This window comes from Persephonella marina EX-H1, from assembly GCF_000021565.1.
Taxonomy (GTDB): Bacteria; Aquificota; Aquificia; order Aquificales; family Hydrogenothermaceae; genus Persephonella; species Persephonella marina.
Map to the genome: position 1 here is coordinate 23759 of NC_012439.1, position 18954 is coordinate 42712.

Annotated in this window: 26 protein-coding genes; 1 reads left to right on the forward strand and 25 read right to left on the reverse strand. The window is 35.2% G+C overall.

Annotated features, from left to right (window positions below; all coding sequences use genetic code 11):
• Positions 1-2: 2 nt before the first annotated feature.
• Genes PERMA_RS10235 through PERMA_RS10310 form a run of 16 tightly spaced genes read right to left on the reverse strand, consistent with a single transcriptional unit; the run spans position 3 to position 12808 of the window.
• Positions 3-1406, reverse strand: a complete 1404-nt coding sequence (locus PERMA_RS10235; RefSeq protein WP_012675171.1) for a conjugal transfer protein TraH — start codon at positions 1404-1406, stop codon at positions 3-5.
• A gap of 1 nt (position 1407) precedes the next feature.
• Positions 1408-2295, reverse strand: coding sequence for a conjugal transfer protein TraF (traF, locus tag PERMA_RS10240; RefSeq protein ID WP_012675188.1), 888 nt, complete (start codon positions 2293-2295; stop codon positions 1408-1410).
• A 46-nt stretch (positions 2296-2341) separates the two neighbouring features.
• A complete protein-coding gene (locus tag PERMA_RS10245) occupies positions 2342-2713 on the reverse strand; it encodes a hypothetical protein (protein ID WP_012675192.1) in 372 nt (123 codons plus the stop codon).
• Positions 2685-4070, reverse strand: coding sequence for an HDOD domain-containing protein (locus PERMA_RS10250; protein ID WP_012675189.1), 1386 nt, complete (start codon positions 4068-4070; stop codon positions 2685-2687). Before PERMA_RS10250 ends, PERMA_RS10245 begins: the two co-directional genes overlap by 29 nt.
• A complete protein-coding gene (locus PERMA_RS10255; RefSeq protein ID WP_012675174.1) occupies positions 4045-4407 on the reverse strand; it encodes a hypothetical protein in 363 nt (120 codons plus the stop codon). Before PERMA_RS10255 ends, PERMA_RS10250 begins: the two co-directional genes overlap by 26 nt.
• 10 nt (positions 4408-4417) lie before the next feature.
• Complete coding sequence (traC, locus tag PERMA_RS10260; RefSeq protein WP_012675200.1) at positions 4418-7198, reverse strand: type IV secretion system protein TraC; 2781 nt, start codon at positions 7196-7198, stop codon at positions 4418-4420.
• On the reverse strand, positions 7188-7703 hold the full coding sequence (gene traV / locus PERMA_RS10265; RefSeq protein WP_012675179.1) for a type IV conjugative transfer system lipoprotein TraV: 516 nt from the start codon (positions 7701-7703) through the stop codon (positions 7188-7190). Before traV ends, traC begins: the two co-directional genes overlap by 11 nt.
• A complete protein-coding gene (locus PERMA_RS10270; RefSeq protein ID WP_041531183.1) occupies positions 7700-8386 on the reverse strand; it encodes a DsbC family protein in 687 nt (228 codons plus the stop codon). The genes traV and PERMA_RS10270 overlap by 4 nt, the downstream gene beginning before the upstream one ends.
• Positions 8358-8732, reverse strand: coding sequence for a hypothetical protein (locus tag PERMA_RS10275; RefSeq protein ID WP_012675140.1), 375 nt, complete (start codon positions 8730-8732; stop codon positions 8358-8360). Before PERMA_RS10275 ends, PERMA_RS10270 begins: the two co-directional genes overlap by 29 nt.
• Before the next feature lie 11 nt (positions 8733-8743).
• Positions 8744-9136, reverse strand: a complete 393-nt coding sequence (locus PERMA_RS10280) for a hypothetical protein (protein ID WP_012675182.1) — start codon at positions 9134-9136, stop codon at positions 8744-8746.
• Positions 9090-10340 (reverse strand): TraB/VirB10 family protein, encoded by a 1251-nt coding sequence (locus tag PERMA_RS10620; protein WP_012675148.1) that lies wholly within the window; start codon positions 10338-10340, stop codon positions 9090-9092. Before PERMA_RS10620 ends, PERMA_RS10280 begins: the two co-directional genes overlap by 47 nt.
• Positions 10321-10794, reverse strand: coding sequence for an SH3 domain-containing protein (locus tag PERMA_RS10290; RefSeq protein WP_012675163.1), 474 nt, complete (start codon positions 10792-10794; stop codon positions 10321-10323). Before PERMA_RS10290 ends, PERMA_RS10620 begins: the two co-directional genes overlap by 20 nt.
• Positions 10791-11549 carry a TraK domain-containing protein gene (locus PERMA_RS10295; protein WP_012675160.1) on the reverse strand — a complete coding sequence of 253 codons (759 nt, stop codon included), beginning with the start codon at positions 11547-11549 and terminating at the stop codon, positions 10791-10793. Before PERMA_RS10295 ends, PERMA_RS10290 begins: the two co-directional genes overlap by 4 nt.
• Positions 11536-12063 (reverse strand): type IV conjugative transfer system protein TraE, encoded by a 528-nt coding sequence (traE, locus tag PERMA_RS10300; protein WP_012675173.1) that lies wholly within the window; start codon positions 12061-12063, stop codon positions 11536-11538. Before traE ends, PERMA_RS10295 begins: the two co-directional genes overlap by 14 nt.
• Positions 12064-12085: 22 nt before the next feature.
• Positions 12086-12382 carry a type IV conjugative transfer system protein TraL gene (traL, locus tag PERMA_RS10305; protein WP_012675162.1) on the reverse strand — a complete coding sequence of 99 codons (297 nt, stop codon included), beginning with the start codon at positions 12380-12382 and terminating at the stop codon, positions 12086-12088.
• Positions 12383-12406: 24 nt separating this feature from the next.
• Entirely contained in the window at positions 12407-12808 is a 402-nt protein-coding gene (locus PERMA_RS10310) for a TrbC/VirB2 family protein (protein ID WP_012675191.1), read from the reverse strand.
• A gap of 171 nt (positions 12809-12979) precedes the next feature.
• On the opposite strand from PERMA_RS10310, the gene PERMA_RS10315 reads away from it, so the two are divergent.
• The gene (locus tag PERMA_RS10315) at positions 12980-13672 is read left to right on the forward strand and encodes a hypothetical protein (protein ID WP_012675132.1); all 693 of its coding nucleotides are present in this window, start codon (positions 12980-12982) and stop codon (positions 13670-13672) included.
• Positions 13673-13754: 82 nt separating this feature from the next.
• On the opposite strand, the gene PERMA_RS10320 is transcribed toward PERMA_RS10315, so the two are convergent.
• From PERMA_RS10320 to PERMA_RS10355, 9 genes are all read right to left on the reverse strand, one after another.
• Positions 13755-14459, reverse strand: coding sequence for a CRISPR-associated protein Cas4 (locus PERMA_RS10320; protein ID WP_012675186.1), 705 nt, complete (start codon positions 14457-14459; stop codon positions 13755-13757).
• Positions 14460-14615: 156 nt separating this feature from the next.
• Positions 14616-15014, reverse strand: coding sequence for a hypothetical protein (locus PERMA_RS10325; RefSeq protein ID WP_012675172.1), 399 nt, complete (start codon positions 15012-15014; stop codon positions 14616-14618).
• A gap of 4 nt (positions 15015-15018) precedes the next feature.
• Positions 15019-15348 carry a hypothetical protein gene (locus PERMA_RS10330; protein ID WP_012675175.1) on the reverse strand — a complete coding sequence of 110 codons (330 nt, stop codon included), beginning with the start codon at positions 15346-15348 and terminating at the stop codon, positions 15019-15021.
• Positions 15349-15389: 41 nt separating this feature from the next.
• Positions 15390-16235 carry a zincin-like metallopeptidase domain-containing protein gene (locus PERMA_RS10335; protein WP_012675180.1) on the reverse strand — a complete coding sequence of 282 codons (846 nt, stop codon included), beginning with the start codon at positions 16233-16235 and terminating at the stop codon, positions 15390-15392.
• Between the two features lie 90 nt (positions 16236-16325).
• Entirely contained in the window at positions 16326-17171 is an 846-nt protein-coding gene (locus PERMA_RS10340) for a hypothetical protein (RefSeq protein ID WP_012675131.1), read from the reverse strand.
• A 182-nt stretch (positions 17172-17353) separates the two neighbouring features.
• Entirely contained in the window at positions 17354-17488 is a 135-nt protein-coding gene (locus PERMA_RS10940) for a hypothetical protein (protein ID WP_012675181.1), read from the reverse strand.
• Between the two features lie 36 nt (positions 17489-17524).
• The gene (locus PERMA_RS10345; RefSeq protein WP_012675176.1) at positions 17525-17836 is read right to left on the reverse strand and encodes a hypothetical protein; all 312 of its coding nucleotides are present in this window, start codon (positions 17834-17836) and stop codon (positions 17525-17527) included.
• Between the two features lie 517 nt (positions 17837-18353).
• A complete protein-coding gene (locus tag PERMA_RS10350) occupies positions 18354-18671 on the reverse strand; it encodes a hypothetical protein (RefSeq protein WP_012675154.1) in 318 nt (105 codons plus the stop codon).
• A gap of 19 nt (positions 18672-18690) precedes the next feature.
• Positions 18691-18954 (reverse strand): hypothetical protein, encoded by a 264-nt coding sequence (locus tag PERMA_RS10355; protein WP_148206469.1) that lies wholly within the window; start codon positions 18952-18954, stop codon positions 18691-18693.

The window sequence follows — 18954 nt, forward strand, 5'->3', positions numbered from 1 at the left end:
TTTTACCTCATAAACAGATATGCTGTTTGTCCAAATTTATCAACAAAACCTTTCTCTACTGCTGATTTGATACTCCTATATGTCTGGGAAGCCACCTGTATAGTTATGTAGTTAGACTGAATATTCTTTTGAATATAATCATCTATCTGTGCTTTTACTTTTGTAATGTTTTGCTGGGCACCTGCCAAGTCTTTAGGCATATCTTTATTTGTAAAGTATCTCCCGATTGAAGATAAAGAAGCATAGGCATTATCAATTAATACTTTCAACATCATTGATGATATTAACTCTGAAACTCCATAAAGAGCAGAATTATACTGTGAAGTAAAACCTTGTTTTTTCAGTATTGCCAAATAGTTTATAACCTCTGGAAAGTTTGGCAAAGGCACAGATTTTATCCATTGAGCATCATCAGGATTTGCCATAAAAGTTCCATCAATAATGTCATCAACTATTCCATCTATTCTATTAACTATTTTTTGTCTTAGACCTTCTGGTATGTCTTTATTAGAAACTTCAACACCACCATTGCATTTAAAAGTTCCTATGTTTGTGTCATATCCCCAGTTGCAGTGATATATTTGCATTGTAGCTCCGTTAATAATATCTTGCAGATTGTTTGTAAGTGGTGGATAGTAAACCACCTTGATTTTGGCATTTTTCAAGCAAGATGTATCTGTGCAGTCATTACCAGCTGTATCTACCGCTCTCCATTCTAAAACACCAAATAGTGAAGCTACTAAATCAGCTGTTTCTGTATCTGTCCATCCACCTTCATACAAAGGACCATAAGGTATAGTCCCAAAGAATTTTTTAATTTCCCCTGTGGTTTTTATTAGGTCAATAAACTCCTTTTGTGCAGCTTCAAAAGAGGATACACTACCAGAAGCCACACCTTTGCCCTGTGCATTAGTTCTACCGCTTTCCCATATAGAACTTCCCAAGTTTTTACCAATTTGTGTTCCAATCATACAGCTGTTTGATATAAGCTGTTGAAACATTCTTGCCCATTCGTTCAGTTTTTGGAATGCATCTCCTATACCGGGTAGTGAATAAACAAGCCCTATCATTATTCCCCAAGCAACACTTGTTCCCGCTTGGCTTAACATATCCCCAAAAGTATTTAAGTTAAGCATAGATAACATTCCTGCATCAAAATCTGCTCCAGAACAGCTGAATGTTGCTTGCGGTGGTCTTAAACTCAATACAGGTCTATTGAGAAGGTCATTTCTAAGCCTAAATGAATATGAACCAAGTGTATATGTGTTAGTAGTAGGGGACTTTATCTCTCCCGGTGGTAGATAATAGGAACTGCCTACAATCTTATCTAAAGTTGCATTTATATCCGCCTTTGTGGGTGCTATTAATAAAGAAGCAAAAGCTAAAGAAGCTATCAGTTTTTTCATTTTACTTCACCTCGTTAACTACATTTCTTGAAAAGTAAAAGTTTAATTCTGAACCCTTTATTTCTCCTTCAAGAATTAGAAACTGTGTAATCATTGAAAGTATAGTATCAGCTGTCATAAGACCCACACCTACGACAGATTGTTTAACTGTTCCATCTTTCTTTTCCAATACTGCCACAACAGTAGGAACTCTGGTTATCCCATATTGTTTAGCAAGCTGTGGATTGTAAACCTGCTTTATCGGCAGGTCAATCATATTCCCATCTACATTGACAGCTCTCATTGTTATGCCATATATCTGTCTTAAACCAAGCAGTATCGGTAATTCCTGCTGGCAAACTTTACACTTTCCGCTATAAAAAATGATTAAACCAAATCTGTTCTTAAGTCTTTTAATAGCCTTAGCTATTAGGTGTTTCCTGTAATCATTGAAGTAAAGTTTTGAGGCAAGCTCACTTTCAGGGTATCCACGAATAGGATAAACCTGTGGTCCTTTAGCTAAATATGCTTCCCTTAATGCAAAACCTATTTTTTGTAGATGTTGAAAATATTGATACTGCCAAGCTAAAAACTTTTCTGCTGTTTCTCTATTTGGATTTAGTAAGAACTCTTTTACTGGCTGTGGTGCATCAGGTCTAACTGGGAAAACAAATTTATCTTCTTTTTTCTTCTTTACAACTTGTTGTGGTTGCGGCTTGGGTTTTGGTTTTTCTACTTTCTTCGGCTTTTCTTTTTTCTTTTCCTTTGGCTTTTCAATCTTTTTCTCTACTTTCTTAACAGTTTCCTTTTTCGGTTTCTCTGGGTCTTCATAGAAAAACCAGCCTTTATCTGGCTTGTCAAAAGCAAGTGCAGAACCTATAAGAAAGCAAACAAGCAGTAAAACCCTCATACTAAAATTATTATCCTCCCTTCTATTCTTTTTCAACGAAAAGAAATCAAAAACTTGCAATTAATTGCATGTTTATCCAGTGATACAACTCCCTATATGCCAACTTTCTCAAAAACACTACTTCCCTCTCGCTTTTATTCCCAACTCTTATTCCGTATCTATCTTTGCCTCTAAAAAACACTATGTATCCTTCAGGTGTTTCTATTACCTCATTATTTTCCCCGATAAGACCAAAGAAAGCTCCCTCCAGTAGTGCCAAAAATCTCTCTACAGCTGTAGTGGTCGCTTTTTTACCGTTCACATTTACGGTTAGCTTCGGAAGTGTTTCATTACCTATAATTTCTTTCTCAAGTTTTAATTCTATAAATGCTGTAATATTTCCAGCTTTATCAATTATTTCCAATCTTTTCAATGCCATAGCTCACTTCTCCCCATCTTTCTAATAAGTCTTGTGGTATGCAATCTTTTTTAAGGAAATAAACACTCTTAAAGGTTTTTTCTCCAACTTTCACATCCCACAAACCTAAATCACTATCAGGATTAAGCTCTATGCAGTTTGATAACTTTTTCGGAATGATATACGCAATAGTGTGAACTCCCTTTCTGTCAGGTTCTTCTGATAAAGGTATTGCTGGTTCTTTATCTTTAATAGTTCTGACTAAACTTCTATTAAAAGCATGTGCTAAAACTACCACATAAGGAAAGTCTGACCTGTGCCAGCCATCATATTTCCCAGTATCAAAAATATCGTTGATGTTTAGCTTTCTGATAGTTTCTTCAAAGAATTTATCCAGAGGATAATCAGCTCCTTTCAGTTCCTCCAGTGTAGCTTCCATATCTTTTTGTTTTACCAGCTCCCATATATCCTTATCTTTAGGTATCCTGATACCAAACTTTTCAGACAGAAATGTCATTGTTGACTTATTAACTACTTCCTGATTTAAACCTGCACTTGTCCACTTGCAGGTCTTTTTTTTCTTTTTTGGTTTTTCATTCTCATCATCCAAAGGTGAAGGCACATAAAAAGGTTCTTTGCATTCATACCTGTAAAGTCTTATTTTTCCTATATCGTGCAGTAGCCCTGCCAAAAATCCTTCTTTTTGCTTTTCCTCTGGTGCTTGTTGTTTTATCAACTCATTTACTACCTTTTTGGCAACTGAATAAGAATGTTCAAACAATCCAAACCTTTCTGGATTATGGTGCAAAATAGAAGCTGGAACAGGATTGGCAAGCAAAATAGATAGGACTTTGTCTATGTCTTTATCTTTAAATGGATTGTAAAAATATTTGGCTTTTAATAAAACAAACAGCTCCTCTATGCTTTTCCTGTTTCGGTAAACAAATAACACTAAAACTAAAACCAAGCTAAAAACTATTAGCCAGAAAGATTTATGGACTACTGCATAAAACACCCCAAAAGCAAAAACATACTTAGCTAAAAAAGCCTGTAATTTTGCATCCAAAGAAACTTTTATATTTTTCCCACCATTTTTTACCAAATCAACGATAATATTGGCTTTTTCCTCTGTTGAAAGTTTCTGATTTGAAGCCTTGTATGCATTATAAGCCATCATGTATCCTGTATCATAAAACTTTTGCCCTTCAGGTAGAACTTTCATTAAAGAGTTCCTCAGGTTATACATATCCAGAAGGGAGCTTCTGTCCACAGCTGAAGTAAGCCAGTCAAGAATAACCGCAAACAGAATTACAACTATTAAGAAGCCTAAAAAGAAGTTTTCACTCTCTTTACTACTTTGCTTCTTTGCCCCAAACATCTTTAAGAACCTCTTTTGTTATATCCTTGCCTCCAGATAATACAGCTCCTTTCATAAATATGGTTTTGCAGTGATACCTATATGGGTTATTTAACACAGCTCTTAATCTTTTCATCAGTATATCAGCCTTTTCTCTGGTCATACTATCACTGCTTACCAAACTTTTATTCATATCAAGAGAGTAAAAGACTGCTAATTTCTCTATTATCTTTGGTGCATCTATATAGCATACATCAATAGGTTCAGTAGCCTGTTTGTAGTTGTCAAATATAATTTTTGCTATAAGCCCTATCGCAACTACAAATATCGCTATCCACATCAGATTTTTTTCTTTCATGCCTATCCCCCTACTTCTTCTTATAGGCTTCTACAAGTTGTTTTAGCTGGAGTGATATGTTTTTTTGTTTTTCTGTTGCTTCTATAACCTTTTCTTTGCTGACGAACCCAAGTTCAGTAGCTATTTCTCCAAATAGCTTACCCTTATATTTTGGATGATTGGATTGAAGCCATAAAATTAGCTGTTTTTGTTCTCCAGTAATGTATCCAAGTTTTTCCAGTATCTCCCCTATCGGCATTCTTTTAGCCAGTGTTTCCAGAACAAGCTCATAGTTTTTCAATTCTTCCAATAATTCGGTTCTAACTCTTCTTTCAGCATCGTTCGTCGTAAATGTCCAGTATGAGTATCTGTCAACTATTAACCTACCTACAACAGTTCCCAGAACAGAGTTTCTTATGATTAACTCCGAAAACTTCCCTGGAACGGTAGTAAGAGATAGTATCAGTTCCTTTTCAAAATCAGATACAGGAAGCCTTTTTTCACTCTTTGCATCCTCAATATCCTGTTCCGAAGGCTTTAGTATCATAAGATGTGCAGAGTTTGCATATATTGCCCTTGTCGCTGGAGAAGCAAGCAAGTCCTCTATTTTCTGTGTAATAACTACAAGAGAACAACCATACTTTCTAAATCTTCTTGCAGCTGTTTCAAGGAAATATCCAGCTTTGCTCTCTCTTAAAATTGACCACGCCTCGTCAACGACAAGGAATTTTCTTGAGTAGTCTTTCCTTAAATGTGCAAGGAAAAATTCTCTAAATATCCGTAGTATTAATGAATAAAGAATAGCCTGTTTTAGCCTTGGGTCTTTGTTTTCTATCTGTTCAAGTTCTAATACAACATAATCCTTTGAATAGTGGATATTATTTTCACCATTGAAATATCTTGCATAATGCCCATGTGAAAACTCATACAAGGCTTGAGATAGTTTTTGTGGAATATTGTCTCCAGTATCATCTTCAAGTTTTTGCAGTTCCTCAACTACTTCTTTCAGACCTGTTTTGTTGCCGTAGCTTTTATAAGCATTTGTAATAGCCCTTGCTATGAATGAACAATATCTTGCCATTAAGTTATCTTCATTTGATATGAGAGCTTCAGGATTTAAATCTAAACCTGCAAGTAGTCCGACAAATGGGATTAATACGGCAAGTTCATCTTCATGGATATTTCCTTTTTCATCTTCAATAATATGAGTAAATGGATTAAAACAAGGGTTTCTCTCATCATCAAGTTCTATATACTCACCACCTAAAAGACTACAAAGTGGTTTATAGGACCATCCTATATCTATAACTCTTATTTTTCTACCAGCTGACAGATTAAGCACGTGGAAGTCATTTTCCGAGAAAGATTTACCACCACCAGAAGCGGCTATCTTTACGATATTGAAATTTGTGTCTGAATGAAAAGGGTCAAATCCCCAAAGGCTGTATTTCCTATCCAGATATAGAGTTATTGGTCTTTTAGAACCTAAACTTGTCCCTTGAAATGGCATTAAGGAAGCTATATTTGCATCAAACAAAGTGGAATAGTTAATAAAAAATTCTTCTCTTTCTTTTATCTGGTTTAAGGGTAAACATTCCATCAATACATTGAAAAGTGAGGCATCTATTTCCCTTGCAAGCTTAAATTTCTTTGAAACAAATCTTTGAACAGCTCCAGAGGCTATATCATCTAAATGCTCTGGGTTATCTGCACTTATAAACAGATACATGGAAGCACTATAAGGAACTTTACCATCTTCTATAACTTCTTTTATATACTTGGCATACTCTCCCCTTCTTTTTATCTTTGGTATCCATCTTGCAAACTCTGATTTTTCAGCTTGGTCTTGCATTTGAATAGCTTTTGCGGTTATTTTCGTTTGCCTTTTTTCTATATCTTCTACCTTGACCTGCATACACATGAAAAAATCAGTGGGTATAATCGGACTTGGATTAGTATCATCATAAGGAAACAAAATATTGGAAAATTTCCACAATGTCATTTCATTTGGATACTGGCTAAACCAGAAGCCTCTCCAGTATTTCTTTTTCTCATCATTTGCAACCTCTAAATCACTTTCCAGCCCACCTACAAGCCGTAGTGTTGTGTTTCTGTCAAGAACCTGTCTATTAAAATCAAGCCCCTTTTGATATTTAATAGCTCCTTGAAGTTCTGGATTTAATATCTCTTTGTAAATTGCAAGCATCATATCAGCATTTGCAAAATCGCATCCGAAACCTTCTGCCCTTATTGCTTCCCTTATTCTGTTTGCAAGTTTCCTTATTCTCCTGAATTGTATCCTAACCACATCAGGATTATCGCTTTCAAAAGGAATATGAACCGACATGATGTTGTATATTATCCTTGGCTTTGCCTCTACATCTTCCCAAAAGCTATTATTTACAGCATTTAGCAGGTATTCTTTTCTTTTTTTGATTATATACTTCAGAATACCGGGGTTATCTATATCTACATTTTCAGCACTATGCTCCTGTTCCCAATAATCCAAAAACGGCTTTATGTTTGAAGATGAAAAAGCCATAAAGTTTATTACCGTTCCGTCTGGATAATCATGGTTCAAGAATGTCTCAAAGGCTTCTTCCTGTCTTTGCCCAAGAAAAGCTGGAAGTGTCAAGTAAAATGCAAAGCCAAAACCTTCTTTGGTCAGAAATATATTGTCTTTTTCTTCCAAAACAGAAATATAGTCTGCGGCTCTTACCCTGTTTCTTATCAAAGCATTAATTATTCTTCTTTCAGTTCCGTATTTTTCTAAATTTTCCCCTAAAAACAGCTCCTTGATTTTAGTTATCATCTTTTACCTCATCATCATAAATTTTTGTTCCATCAGGTAAAAGCCAACCGCCTTTTTTAACTATTACATAGATGTATCTACCATCTACCAAGTTTCCGTTTTCATCCACATACGGCTGTATCCAGATTTTTGCTATTTTCGGCTGTATTCTAATAGGCTGTGCAAATGGTTTTTCCTTTATAACCCTAACCTTTATCTCTGCTTTTGGTTTCAAATTGCATTTAGGCTTTCCATCTTTGGAAATTTTTACTTCCCCATAACAACCTTCATAAAATACTCCTTCCTCTTTTTCCTCTGAAATTTCTTTTTCCTTCTCCCTATCTATCACTGTATCCTTCTGATTTCCAAGCAGATGTCTATCCTTATAAACCTTGTCAACAGGTGCACAAACTCCCCCTTTGTCTGTCCCTTCACATCGGAAGTTTTCATGTCCTATACCCAGTATAGAACTGCAACCTGTTAAGAATGGAACTACAAAGATTAATGCCAACACATGCCTTTTCATTTCAATGCCTCCTCAAGCTCTGGAATGTTTAAACCATTTATTTTGTGTCCCTGCATATCTATAAACAAAGGTGTCCCTCTAACTCCAAGTTTATTGGCAATTAAAATATGCCTTTTCAGCTTATCTTCCCCTTCTTTGCATTTAGACACCTGCAATTGATTGCCACTTTCCACCTTGTCATAGGCTTTCGCTGGGTCTTTTGAACAAAGAATTTTTACAGACTTATCATAAGCCTGTGGATGAATGTTTAGAGGAAATAGGAATAGATAAACTTCAACATCTTTGTTTTTCAGGTATTGATAAGCTTTCTTGCAGAAAGGACAATCAGGGTCAGCTACCATTATCAGCTTTTTAGTTCCTTTTCCAAACTTGAGTTTTACAGCTTCATCTAAAGGCACTTTTGAAACATCTACTTTGTCAAGTTCTCTATACTTCTTGGCAGTTATATTTTCTCCTGTTTTAGCATCTATCACATTTCCAATTATCAGGTATTTATTGTCCTTTGTGATATATCCCACTTCTTTTCTACCATCAGGAAACTGAATAACTATTTGAGATATATCCCCTAAATCCTTTTCCTCTACAATCTTTGCCCCTGTCTGCTCCAGAACCCCTGCAAAAGAAAAACTAAAACAAGCAAGCAAGCCTAAAATACTATTCTTCAAGAACATTCTCATCATCATATTCCACCTCAAAAGTGTAGGCTTTTCTGTCCTCATCTAATTCTTTTATCCCTGTGAATGTTATCCTTGTGTAAACCATCTTTCCATCTACTTCTTCTATAAGACTGTCTATCTTTTTCTCAAGGTCTTTAGGTGCAAACATCAAATATCTAACATCTCCAGATATTAGAGAAACGATAGGTTGTTTAAATTTTGTTGATTTAGTAATTTTTTCTATGTAGCCCTCTATGCTCTCTCCTTCATTAATGACTTTTGCATTCACATCTCCTTTAGGTTCTTTACCAAATGACACCCAAACCTCATCCAGATGTTTTTCTTCTTTCACTTCTACTTTTTTCCAAGCCATTTTAAAACCTCCTAAAGTTTTATTTGATTTTTACAATCTTTATCTGAAAAAAGTCTTTCATAAACATAAGCAGAATTTGGATAATACTCATCAATATCTGGTTCAAGACATTTACAATTAACTGTCTTATAACCAACCTTGGCTTTAGCCAGTGAACATATAAGCAGATAGTTTTCCATGCCACTGGTTGTAAAGGCTGTATCAGGTTTCACGATAAAAAGAAGTCCGTCATACTCCCCCTTTGGCTGTTTCTCAAAAGGTCTTATTCCTTCAACCTTTGCAAAGTAATTATCTGCTACCAACACTTTCTTTTTCTCCCCATCTATTACCATTTCTTGGCTTTTATACTCTGCACAACTACTTAAGAGGATTGCTAATAAGCTTATTATCTTTAGTTTTCTCAAGGCTTCCCCCAGATATAAGTATTGTTATCTTTCTACCGGGAGATACTTCAACTACTGGATACATCTGCTCTGCGATTTTCATGTAGAACTGTGCAAGTCTTGAAGCTGCACTCTGAAAACCACTTGCAAGTGCAACCTTTGTTGCATCCTGCGGATTTAGAGTTTGCGTGGTCCCTACTGGAGATATTTGTATTGTTGTTGATGTAGCGGCTATAGTTCTGGATAAACCTTCAAGAAGCCCTGCCATAAATGTTTTAGCTAAAACAGCTCCCTGCTTACTTACAACTCTGCCTCTCAAGCCTACTTTTCCGTCATCATCAAGAACCCATCCAGCAACCTTTTGCTCTAAAACATTTCCTTTCTTATCTATACAGGATAACTTTACAAGCCTGATATAAGCCCTTTCACTTGAGATTTCTCCGAAACCAGAACCTAAAAAGAAACATTCTTTTAGATTTAATTTTTTATTGTTTGCTATTATCTGCTTTGAAAGAGATACTATCAAAACTGGATGTGGATTATTCTGTCCATACTGGAATGTTGGAGCATCAAGACCTGTTAATGTAAGACCTTTTAAAAATCCAAGTGGAAGTTTTATTTTAACGGCTTTCTTTTCTTTCTTTTCTGTTTTGCTAACTTCTTTTTTATCTGTTTCTTCCTCTTTGTCTGGTTTAAATTCCTTTAAAGCTGGTGCTTTTTGTTGTTGTCCCTGTTGTCCCTGTTGCCCTTGCGGTTGACCATACTGAACTGGTGTTTGTGGTGGTGGTGGTGGAACTGAAGCAGATGGAGTGGTTTTAACTCTTTCCTCTATTTCCCTTTCTATTTCCTCACGGAGCATTTCTCTTTCCTGTTTTTGTTCTTGGAGTAGCTGGAGAATTTGCTTGTTTGTATCTTCCATTCTTTGCAGTCTTTCCTGAAGCTGATTTATTTTCATTTCCGTAATCGCTTTCCAGTCTTCCTCAACTTTCGGTGCTATGGTTTTTTCTCCCTCCTTCTTTGGCTGATACTGGGGAACTGATGTATTGTCAGCAAGCCCAAATATAACATTTGAAAAGAAAGAGAATATTACAAATAGAGATATTCCAGCAGTAATCGCCCCCAGAATAACCATTCTTTTTTTATTTAGCCTGTCCTCTATTGTCTCAACTTCTTCTTTTATTTCTTCCTTTTCTTCTACATTTTGACTATTTTTCTTCTCTTCCATAGCTGCACTCCCTTAAAAATTTGGAACTTACCCAGCCGTTTGGATTTAGGATTTTTAGCCATTTTCCTTTCTTAACAGTTCCAGATACAACAGCTCCTTTCTTCAGCCAAGCAAATACCTCATAGTTCATTCCCGGTCCCTTACGAACATTCAGATTAGCCGTTGTGCAGTATGTTTTTATATTGATACGCTTTGCCATTAACTCTCCAGCTTTAAGACCTTCCATCATAGAACTGTTAGCCCTTGTAATCTTCCCTGCCAGCTGTTTTTCAAGCTTTGCAACTTTATTCTCCAGATACCTTATCTTTGCCGACTGCAACTCATTTTCTTGCTTTAGCTTGATTATCATTCTTTTCATATCCTCTATTGACAGCGTTCCTGTCGCAATAATGGTTTCAGCATTTACAGACACAAAAAGCCCAAATCCTAAAATAGCTGTTGCCAACTTCCTCATTTTTCATCCCTCAAGTATTTTTTGATAATCTTGTCTTCATAGCTTTCTGGTATCTCATTAAAATACTCTCTGGTTGCCGCATAAAAGTGCATGAGATTTTGTTCCATAAGGATAGTTATTCCTGCTATTCTCCATATCCTTGAAAGAACCTGTGCCAACAGCCTTTCCGTTATAGGCTTTGCATCCTTTTTCTTTGGATAAATTTTTCCAAGCAATACTCCAAATTCATCACCTTGATATTCTTTCGTAATCTCAATAAAGTAGTTCTGTGTTTCAAGTGTTTGAACCTTTCTTTTTACCTCATAGTAGTCATCAAGCTGACCATTTATAGCCGCCTTCAATATGTTTATTAGCTTTTCCTCATAATCCTTTCCTTTTTCTATCTGTTTTACTTTCTCTTTCTTTGCCTTCTTCTTTTTTTCTTCCTCTATCTGTTTATCAACGATTTTCACTATTTGAGTAGGAATTATCTTTGGATTTAAAAGAAGTGCATAAACCTTTCCACTTTTTGTAGAAACCAACAAATCTGCTGGTTCTTTAGATGGAAGTAAAACAATAACCTTGTTTCCCTGTATTTTGGCTGACAGCTGTTGACTTGCAGAAATGGCTTTCTTTACCTTTTCAGGAAATTCTATTATGTTTGATACCTGATTAGAAACATCTAAAAGAAGTGGCTTTCCTTCATAAACCAGTTCTTTCGCAAAAGAAAAAGAAACTATAAACAAAGCCAGTATCAAAACCTTAAGGCTTCTCATATTTCCAGTCCTCCAGTGCTATAATTGACCCCGATGGTCTAAGTTTCACCTTCACAAGCACATCTTCATCTCTAACAAGAGTTGTCCCTATCCATCTTTTGATGTGCCCTTTAACCGAAACAACACCACCTTGAACTTTCCATGTGCTTTCGTAAGGGATAAATACTTGAACAATATCATTTTTCTTTATTTCTTCTGCTTCTCTTATTAGCCTTTCCCTTGCTTTTGGATTTTGGATAAATGTAAAGAGGATGTTTAGTCGGTTATCAATATCATTCTTTGAGAAGTTCATTAAAAGGTCTATGTAATATCTTCCCCATAAAAGCCTGTGGGTTTCGCTACCTGTTGCTATTTGAGTTCCTGTTGGTGGAATGGCTATAACAGCTGTCCTTTTAACCGCTAAATATAATACTGCTGTTAGTAGAAAAACTATAAGAACCGCTTGCAGAAAAACTACGAAAAGTAATATAGCATTTTTACGATAAAGCTCTGACCATCTCTCTATATATTTCATAATCAAAACTCCCCTTCGTTCATTATGCCTTTATTTCTTTTTCTGTCGGCGGGACTGCACCTTTTACAGAAGCAAGACCTGTTTTATAGAAAATTAGATGTAGAAAGTTTCTTGGTTTTCCTTTCCTGAAGTGATAATAAGCAAATCCTGTTGCAGGTCCTACAATTGCCCCAATGAAAGGATTAAAAGAGACAAAGGCAATCATAAAGGCGGTTGCCGATATGAGAAATATATCTATTGGGATAAAGACGACCTCGGGAAGGTCGTCAATATATTTTGGTATTGGATATACTTTTCTTCCTTCTGCTTTGCCTTCCATGCCTGAACATGCCTCCTTCTAAAATTACCATCCTGACGGTGTTGAAAATGAACTGCTACCAACATTGAAGAACATACCAACTAAACCAACAGCTCCACCTATCACTACCGCCAGAATTAAAGCATAAACAATAGGTTTTGCACTATGCGAAAAAGCTGCGATTATTAAACCAATTACAAATATCAATAGAGCAATAAACTTACCTAAGTTCCCCTGTATCCAGTTTTTCGTTAGTGTGTAAAAGTTTCCCCAAGGGTCTGTAGTTTGAGCCATCGCTGGAGCTGAAGCTATAAATAAACCTAAACCTATCTTGACAGCATCAGACCTTGAAATCCTTGAAGTTTCTGCAACGATTTCTGCAATTTCATTAATAGTGTCAAGCCTTCCCTTAACCTCATCCCTGATTTTGATGATTTGTTTTTTCATCATAAACCTCCAGAGTGTATTTTTTTATATTTTTGCTATAAGTTTTTCGTTTTGCAACCATTGATAATCTAACTGCTTGCAATTGATTGCAAGTTTTAAGAAGCACATATATTGATAGGCTTTAAAAAAACTATAAAATAGGAAGAAAACTATTGCAGGAGGTTTGGGTTGATGGCAAGAAAACCTATAACATTCAAACACAGAGATGGAAACATCACTTTTCGTATTAATCGCAGTGAAGTAGAGATTGAAGGAACAACAGCATTTAAAAAAGGGAGTGAAGAGAAACAAGCATTTAAAGGTAAAATTAGAGTAAATCCCGAAGCTGTATTTGAAGCTTATAAGCTAACAAAACAAGCAGTTGAAGGACAGGAAATAGAAAATGGAAAAATAGTGTTTTTCAAAAATGGATTTAGAAGAATTCCTTACTTCACTATCGGAAAACCTGCAAATGTATCAGAAGGATTTATCAAAAGGAAAGGTGTATTCACACTTTTTGCAGAGAACCAGAGAGAAAATATGGCAAGCAGATTTATACTCACACTAAACGATTTAATTTCACTTCTTGGATTTTTAAAACAGATGCCTATGAGATTTAAAATCGGAGATGTAATTTTTGAAAGAAGAAATGGCAGATTTTCAATGATAAATCCTTTTTATGAGAATATTGAAGATACAGATATTGAAAGATTGAAAATTGCATTAAAACAATTCCTATCAGGAAAAGAAGATATAATACCTGCTTACATTGGAAATGAAGCCTCACTTTTCAAAAAAGATGGAAAATTCATTTTAAGAACTGATAGCAAGGATTTTGAAATTACTGAAGATGTAGCAAAAGATTTTTGGACATTTTTGAATTGAATATGAAGGGAAGGGACAGGGAAGCAACAAGGCTTTCCACTTGTCCCTATACTTTAAACTGCTTTTATATCAAGAAACTTTTTTACATATACTCCAACTCATCTAAAACTTTTTCAGATTTTTCTTTCTCACATAAGTGAGAATAAAAGCAGTATTTACACTTCCAATTTTCACTACCGCTTTGGATTTCATTGTAAATATCAACAACTTCCTTATTACCTTTCAAAATACTCACAGCTTCATCCAGAACTTTTAACATCTCTTGCTCAACTTCTGGGTCATAATCAACATCAAACTCTACAATCTCTCCAGATGATTTCAGTAGATATACTATCTTTGCTTTCTCCAAGCCAGTCATTCTCATATAAAAATGAGCCTGTAAAATATGATGGCTTGAAGGTAGATAGTCCTTTGTTGTCTTTCCATTTCTGTAAACCTTATCTGCTATAGTCTTAAACTCTACTATGAACTTTTCCCCTGTTTCTGGGTCAGTCATAATTCCATCAATATGACCTACAATCTGATAATCTCCATGTTTTCTAACAAATTCCTTTTCGGCTTCCTCTACAGGTAAGAAGCCCTGAAGCATCTCGTGCAAATTACTACCTATTGCTAAAATAGGCAGTTTTTCTTCATCAACTTGGGGTTCTTCTCCTAAAAATGACCATACAGCTTTAACAGGACACTGAGAAAGTTCTGAAACTCTTAACATTCCTTGATACTTGTTTTGTTCTTCCTTTGACTTTTCCAATAATGCCTTCTTTAACAATTCTTTTACACTGACCATAACACTTTACCTCCTTTGACTTTTTTCTTTGACTATTAGTTAAGAGAAATGGCTAACAAGCCTTTCTTTGTCTGTAAGAACATATAAGGTCCAACTTGAAAGGCTAAACAAATAAATCTTTGATACTCTTTTCTGCTCATGACATTCCTCCTTTGACTATATTATTTGAAGTTCTCTTAATAAAAACTTGGTTGCCTTTGACAATTCAAATTCAACATCAATACCCTTTAACTCATCTAAGACATAATCTCTTTTCCAACTTGGCAAATAAAACTGCGTATCCCTGTAATTAGCCAGAACCTCAACCTCTTGTAGGCTCTCCAGCTCTACTTCAGCTTCTTCTTTGATAAACTCGTAAACTATTCCGACTGGGTCAACTTTCCAGCCTTGATTTTCTTTGATTTGGAAAGCTATCTCTTTAACCACTCTGTTGTAATCAAGACCAGCTTCATTGATAATCTCCTCGGCTCTTTGAAAATCCCAACAAATGCCTCCAGTGTTCAGCTCTAACAATACATCTTCCATTAAAGATGTGCTTTCTAACACTACTCCCATGACCTTAAACCTCCTTTGACAATTCTCTTAAAAATTCTTCTAAATCTTCATCTTCTTTTTGATAAGCTGTTATCAGCTTTTCCATAACTTCTTTGTTTTGTATCTTTGACATAACAGCATTCCTATACTCTGGGTAAAAATACAGAACATAACACAATGCCCATTCAAGCCATTTAAGGAACTTACCATCAGCTTTGTAATTCAGCACTAATTTATCTTGCCAAGTAGTATCATCTTCCTTGTTCCAATACCTCAACTTAAGAGCAATAACACCTTTCCTTATCAAGTTTGCATCCCTTTCTACTCTCCATAAATGCTGATAATTCTTTTGCATGACTATACCTCCTTCCTTTGACATTGTTGAATAAACTTTGACTATGCTACTTTTTGATTAAGATTGGCTCTACTGATGATATACTCTGATGCTTTTTCAGCTTGATTAAAGGCTTTTATTAACTTTGCTCCAGATACTTCCTGAAGCCATCCTTTGATGTAAATAACTGAATTTTTAAACTTATCTTCTGGAATGTTTATATACCTTGCAGTTAGCAATAAGCTCCCTATTTCCGCAATAGCTTCTTCCATCTGTTTGTCAACTTTTCTATTCAACCTTTTCTCATGTTTTGTAGAATGGACTGCTTCATGTGCAAATGTCATTACATAGTCAATGTCATCTTTTATGTGCGGATACATTCCGATGACATCTTTATCTTGGCTATAAAATGAAGCTTCAAATTGTGCAGTTTCAATAATCCTTATTCCTTCTATCTGACAATAGTTCCTTAATGTAGATAACAATTCTTTGGTTCTGTTTGTTTCCTTTACAGGTTCATAAACAGGATTTCCATTCTCATCAACTACATCCAAAATTGGAAATAAGTAATAATACTTGAGTATTGGAACATCTTTGGTAATTATTATCTCATTACCTTCTTCATCCTTTTCTATGACCTCTATCTGCTGTGGCTTGAAGAATACAGCTATACTTGCTTTACTTCCCTTTTTCAATCTCCAGCCTTTTTTCTTATAAAGTTCCTTCAACTGATTGTTTGTCAGCCAGTAAGGACTTCCAGATAGAAGCAACCTGTTAATTCCTCTATACTCGTGCTTTGATATGAAATTCTTTGGATAAAGGTAAGGTGTTTCCCAGTCTTGACTTTCAATCTTATCAAATAATTCTAACACTTTGGTTTTAACTATCTCTGACACTTTCTTACCCATGACTATCTCCTCCTAACTTTGATTTTTAAACTTTGACAATAAGGGGAAGGGAAGGGCAGAACTGCCGCATCCCTATACTGACAACTGATTTTATTTAGAAGAAGCAACTGTTTTTGTATTATTGGATTTTTTGAAAACCTTATCTAACAACTGGCTTGCTTGTGCCATAGTCAACTTATCCAAGTCAACCTTATCCTTAATCTTTCCTTCGTCTATCAGCTTTTGGATAAGGTCTTTCTGCTTTTGAGTAGCTGGCTTATCTCCATTTGACTTTTTGCCATTACCATTTGAAACATGACCCATTTTTTCCATGAGAGGAACAAGGACTTTGTTTATAAAGTCCTCGCCGACGACCTCTTCAAGCAACCTTTTAGTTGCTCTGGTCTCGGCAGTTCCTAAAGCATCATGATAAATACGGATTTCTTTATCCCTGTTGCCTCTAATATCATCTTCTTCTGCATTACCTAATGCTTGAAACTCTAACATTGCTCCATTAGGCAACTGGATTTCACAGATAGCTTTAACTATGATTGGATTGACTGACAATACATCCTTCTTAATTCTAACTGTTCCACCAAGACCTGCGATACTTCTACTTAGCTGGTTAAGCATCGCAAGTGCAACGGGTCTGGTTATTTCCAGACGACCGTTGATTTTTACACAGGCATTTACATTTTCCTTAAGCACACTTGATAATCTCTCTCTGAGAGTATCAAAGCTAAACTCATTTGCAGGTGCAATACTCACCTCTTCTTTTACAGCTGGAGCTGGTTTTGTTTCAGGTTCTTCACCTAAAACTTCTTCAGCTGTAGTTTCTACAAGTTCAACTTCTGGTTCTAAAACCTCTTGATTTTTTTCTTCCATGACTTTTTCCTCCTTCTTTGACTTTTTAGTTTCTTTGATTTCTTCGTTTTTCTTTGACTTTCTTCTTGCCATGACAATTACCTCCTTTGATTAGTTGTCAAAAATTTTTTCTAATTGTTCAAACCTTTCCTGCCGTATGTTTAAATCCTCTTTAAAGTTTTCAACGGCAAGGAAGATTAGATAGAAAAAAACCAAGATTGACAAAATCATAAGAACTACATACTTCCACATGACATTCCTCCTTTGGCTTTGATTTACTTTGACAATACCTGCTCAATTCTTTTTTCCTGATAATCTTTCAAATCATTGGCATAGTCCATAACAGCTGAAAACAGAAGATAAACTATTACACCTGTGGTAATAGCTACAAATGACAATGCTTTTAACATGACTTTTTACCTCCTTTGACAATTTTTTCTTTGATTTTAAAAAGGAATGACATTTGTGTCATAAGGATATCCATGTTTTACAAGCTCATAATTAAGCTTTTGCTCAAGGATTTGAATTTCAGACTTTAACATTGATTTGAATGAATAAGACAAAAATTGGCTTTGTTGAAGTTCTTTGAGGGTTTCAATGGTTTGAAAAATTTTTTTAGGAACTTCAGGAAGATTATCCACAGAAATGTAATATGACTTATTTCCTGAAGCATCCTCCAAAACTTCTAACTCTGGGAAATATGGGTGATGATAATGTTTGTATTGACTTTGATGGTTTTGATTTGACTTTGATACCATGACACTGCCTCCTTTGACTGGTTTATCCCTGTTCAAAGAAACCCTTAAAAAAGGCAACTTCAAACAGGGACAACCAAGCCAAAGAAGGCTTTTTTAGGGGGGAGATAGGACTGTTTTTAACAAATGACATTTAAAATTGCAATTACTTGCAATAACTCTATAGCAAACTAAATAAACATTCTTTGACAAATAACAAATGACTTAACGAAACTGCCTATTCAATTACCAAGTAGCCAAGTCAACAATAACATTAATACAAAACCATAACCTTGTCAACCTAAAAGAAAATAAAAGCTATTAATAACCAAACCTTACAACCAGCCAAACCAAAAAACCTGAAAGAAAAAAATAACCAAACCTGACTGGCTATCAAAAACATCCGTTTTTGCTACCAAGTTAAATAACATTTAGGTTTAAAATAACCAAACCTAAAAAACCTAAGAACCTATTCTTAAGAAAAATAACAGTTGTGATTAAATAACAACCTGAAACCTAATAACCTAACTGCATTAAAAACCTAATTCCTATACAGCTGTTCTTTCAATTCAAGTTTAACTTTCATCAAGTTATCAGCACAGCTGTTTGCCATTTCCATTGAATATACACCCACACACTTTCCAAAGTCTATTCCCTTTTGTTCACATAGCCCCTTAGCTTGAATTTGCCCACAGGTTCTTATAGCCTCATCAACAGGAATTCCCTTTTTGTGATACAAATCAATTACACATCCCTTTAGCTGTGCCATAAGTCTATCACAATCCTTTTCCGTTATACCAAGTTCCGAAGCTGTGGCAATTGAAAAAATAGCAAGGCAAGATAAAATATACCGTTTCATAACAAACCTCCTGAATTAATTACAAAAATAAAAACCAAAATTTAAGTGCCAATATTTTCAATTTGCTATCTTCCTTACTATTAACCACTTCTAAAACTTCATTTTCTTTTAACACTACATAATCATCATCATATAAAGCCTTCTCGGAAAAAAGCCTATCCTGACTATAATCATCAAAAATTACTTCATAAACATAAAAAACTTTTCCAGATTTTAAGTCTCTCTTTTTCCCAACAAGATTAGCAACTAATATTTTCTTTAACTTTTTTCCGCCTCTAAACAT

Excerpts from the sequence above, each read along its gene's own strand:
- PERMA_RS10295 (WP_012675160.1), bottom strand. The coding sequence starts at position 11,549 with ATGAGAAGCCTTAAGGTTTTGATACTGGCTTTGTTTATAGTTTCTTTT.
- PERMA_RS10235 (WP_012675171.1), bottom strand. The coding sequence starts at position 1,406 with ATGAAAAAACTGATAGCTTCTTTAGCTTTTGCTTCTTTATTAATAGCA.
- PERMA_RS10340 (WP_012675131.1), bottom strand. The coding sequence starts at position 17,171 with ATGGCAAGAAGAAAGTCAAAGAAAAACGAAGAAATCAAAGAAACTAAA.
- PERMA_RS10335 (WP_012675180.1), bottom strand. The coding sequence starts at position 16,235 with ATGGGTAAGAAAGTGTCAGAGATAGTTAAAACCAAAGTGTTAGAATTA.
- traE (WP_012675173.1), bottom strand. The coding sequence starts at position 12,063 with ATGAAATATATAGAGAGATGGTCAGAGCTTTATCGTAAAAATGCTATA.
- PERMA_RS10320 (WP_012675186.1), bottom strand. The coding sequence starts at position 14,459 with ATGGTCAGTGTAAAAGAATTGTTAAAGAAGGCATTATTGGAAAAGTCA.
- PERMA_RS10345 (WP_012675176.1), bottom strand. The coding sequence starts at position 17,836 with ATGGTATCAAAGTCAAATCAAAACCATCAAAGTCAATACAAACATTAT.
- PERMA_RS10315 (WP_012675132.1), top strand. The coding sequence starts at position 12,980 with ATGGCAAGAAAACCTATAACATTCAAACACAGAGATGGAAACATCACT.
- PERMA_RS10310 (WP_012675191.1), bottom strand. The coding sequence starts at position 12,808 with ATGAAAAAACAAATCATCAAAATCAGGGATGAGGTTAAGGGAAGGCTT.
- PERMA_RS10275 (WP_012675140.1), bottom strand. The coding sequence starts at position 8,732 with ATGGCTTGGAAAAAAGTAGAAGTGAAAGAAGAAAAACATCTGGATGAG.
- traL (WP_012675162.1), bottom strand. The coding sequence starts at position 12,382 with ATGGAAGGCAAAGCAGAAGGAAGAAAAGTATATCCAATACCAAAATAT.
- PERMA_RS10245 (WP_012675192.1), bottom strand. The coding sequence starts at position 2,713 with ATGGCATTGAAAAGATTGGAAATAATTGATAAAGCTGGAAATATTACA.
- PERMA_RS10290 (WP_012675163.1), bottom strand. The coding sequence starts at position 10,794 with ATGAGGAAGTTGGCAACAGCTATTTTAGGATTTGGGCTTTTTGTGTCT.
- traC (WP_012675200.1), bottom strand. The coding sequence starts at position 7,198 with ATGATAACTAAAATCAAGGAGCTGTTTTTAGGGGAAAATTTAGAAAAA.
- traV (WP_012675179.1), bottom strand. The coding sequence starts at position 7,703 with ATGAAAAGGCATGTGTTGGCATTAATCTTTGTAGTTCCATTCTTAACA.
- PERMA_RS10325 (WP_012675172.1), bottom strand. The coding sequence starts at position 15,014 with ATGGGAGTAGTGTTAGAAAGCACATCTTTAATGGAAGATGTATTGTTA.
- PERMA_RS10940 (WP_012675181.1), bottom strand. The coding sequence starts at position 17,488 with ATGTTAAAAGCATTGTCATTTGTAGCTATTACCACAGGTGTAATAGTT.
- PERMA_RS10270 (WP_041531183.1), bottom strand. The coding sequence starts at position 8,386 with ATGATGATGAGAATGTTCTTGAAGAATAGTATTTTAGGCTTGCTTGCT.
- PERMA_RS10330 (WP_012675175.1), bottom strand. The coding sequence starts at position 15,348 with ATGCAAAAGAATTATCAGCATTTATGGAGAGTAGAAAGGGATGCAAAC.
- traF (WP_012675188.1), bottom strand. The coding sequence starts at position 2,295 with ATGAGGGTTTTACTGCTTGTTTGCTTTCTTATAGGTTCTGCACTTGCT.
- PERMA_RS10355 (WP_148206469.1), bottom strand. The coding sequence starts at position 18,954 with ATGTTTAGAGGCGGAAAAAAGTTAAAGAAAATATTAGTTGCTAATCTT.
- PERMA_RS10250 (WP_012675189.1), bottom strand. The coding sequence starts at position 4,070 with ATGTTTGGGGCAAAGAAGCAAAGTAGTAAAGAGAGTGAAAACTTCTTT.
- PERMA_RS10255 (WP_012675174.1), bottom strand. The coding sequence starts at position 4,407 with ATGAAAGAAAAAAATCTGATGTGGATAGCGATATTTGTAGTTGCGATA.
- PERMA_RS10620 (WP_012675148.1), bottom strand. The coding sequence starts at position 10,340 with ATGGAAGAGAAGAAAAATAGTCAAAATGTAGAAGAAAAGGAAGAAATA.
- PERMA_RS10350 (WP_012675154.1), bottom strand. The coding sequence starts at position 18,671 with ATGAAACGGTATATTTTATCTTGCCTTGCTATTTTTTCAATTGCCACA.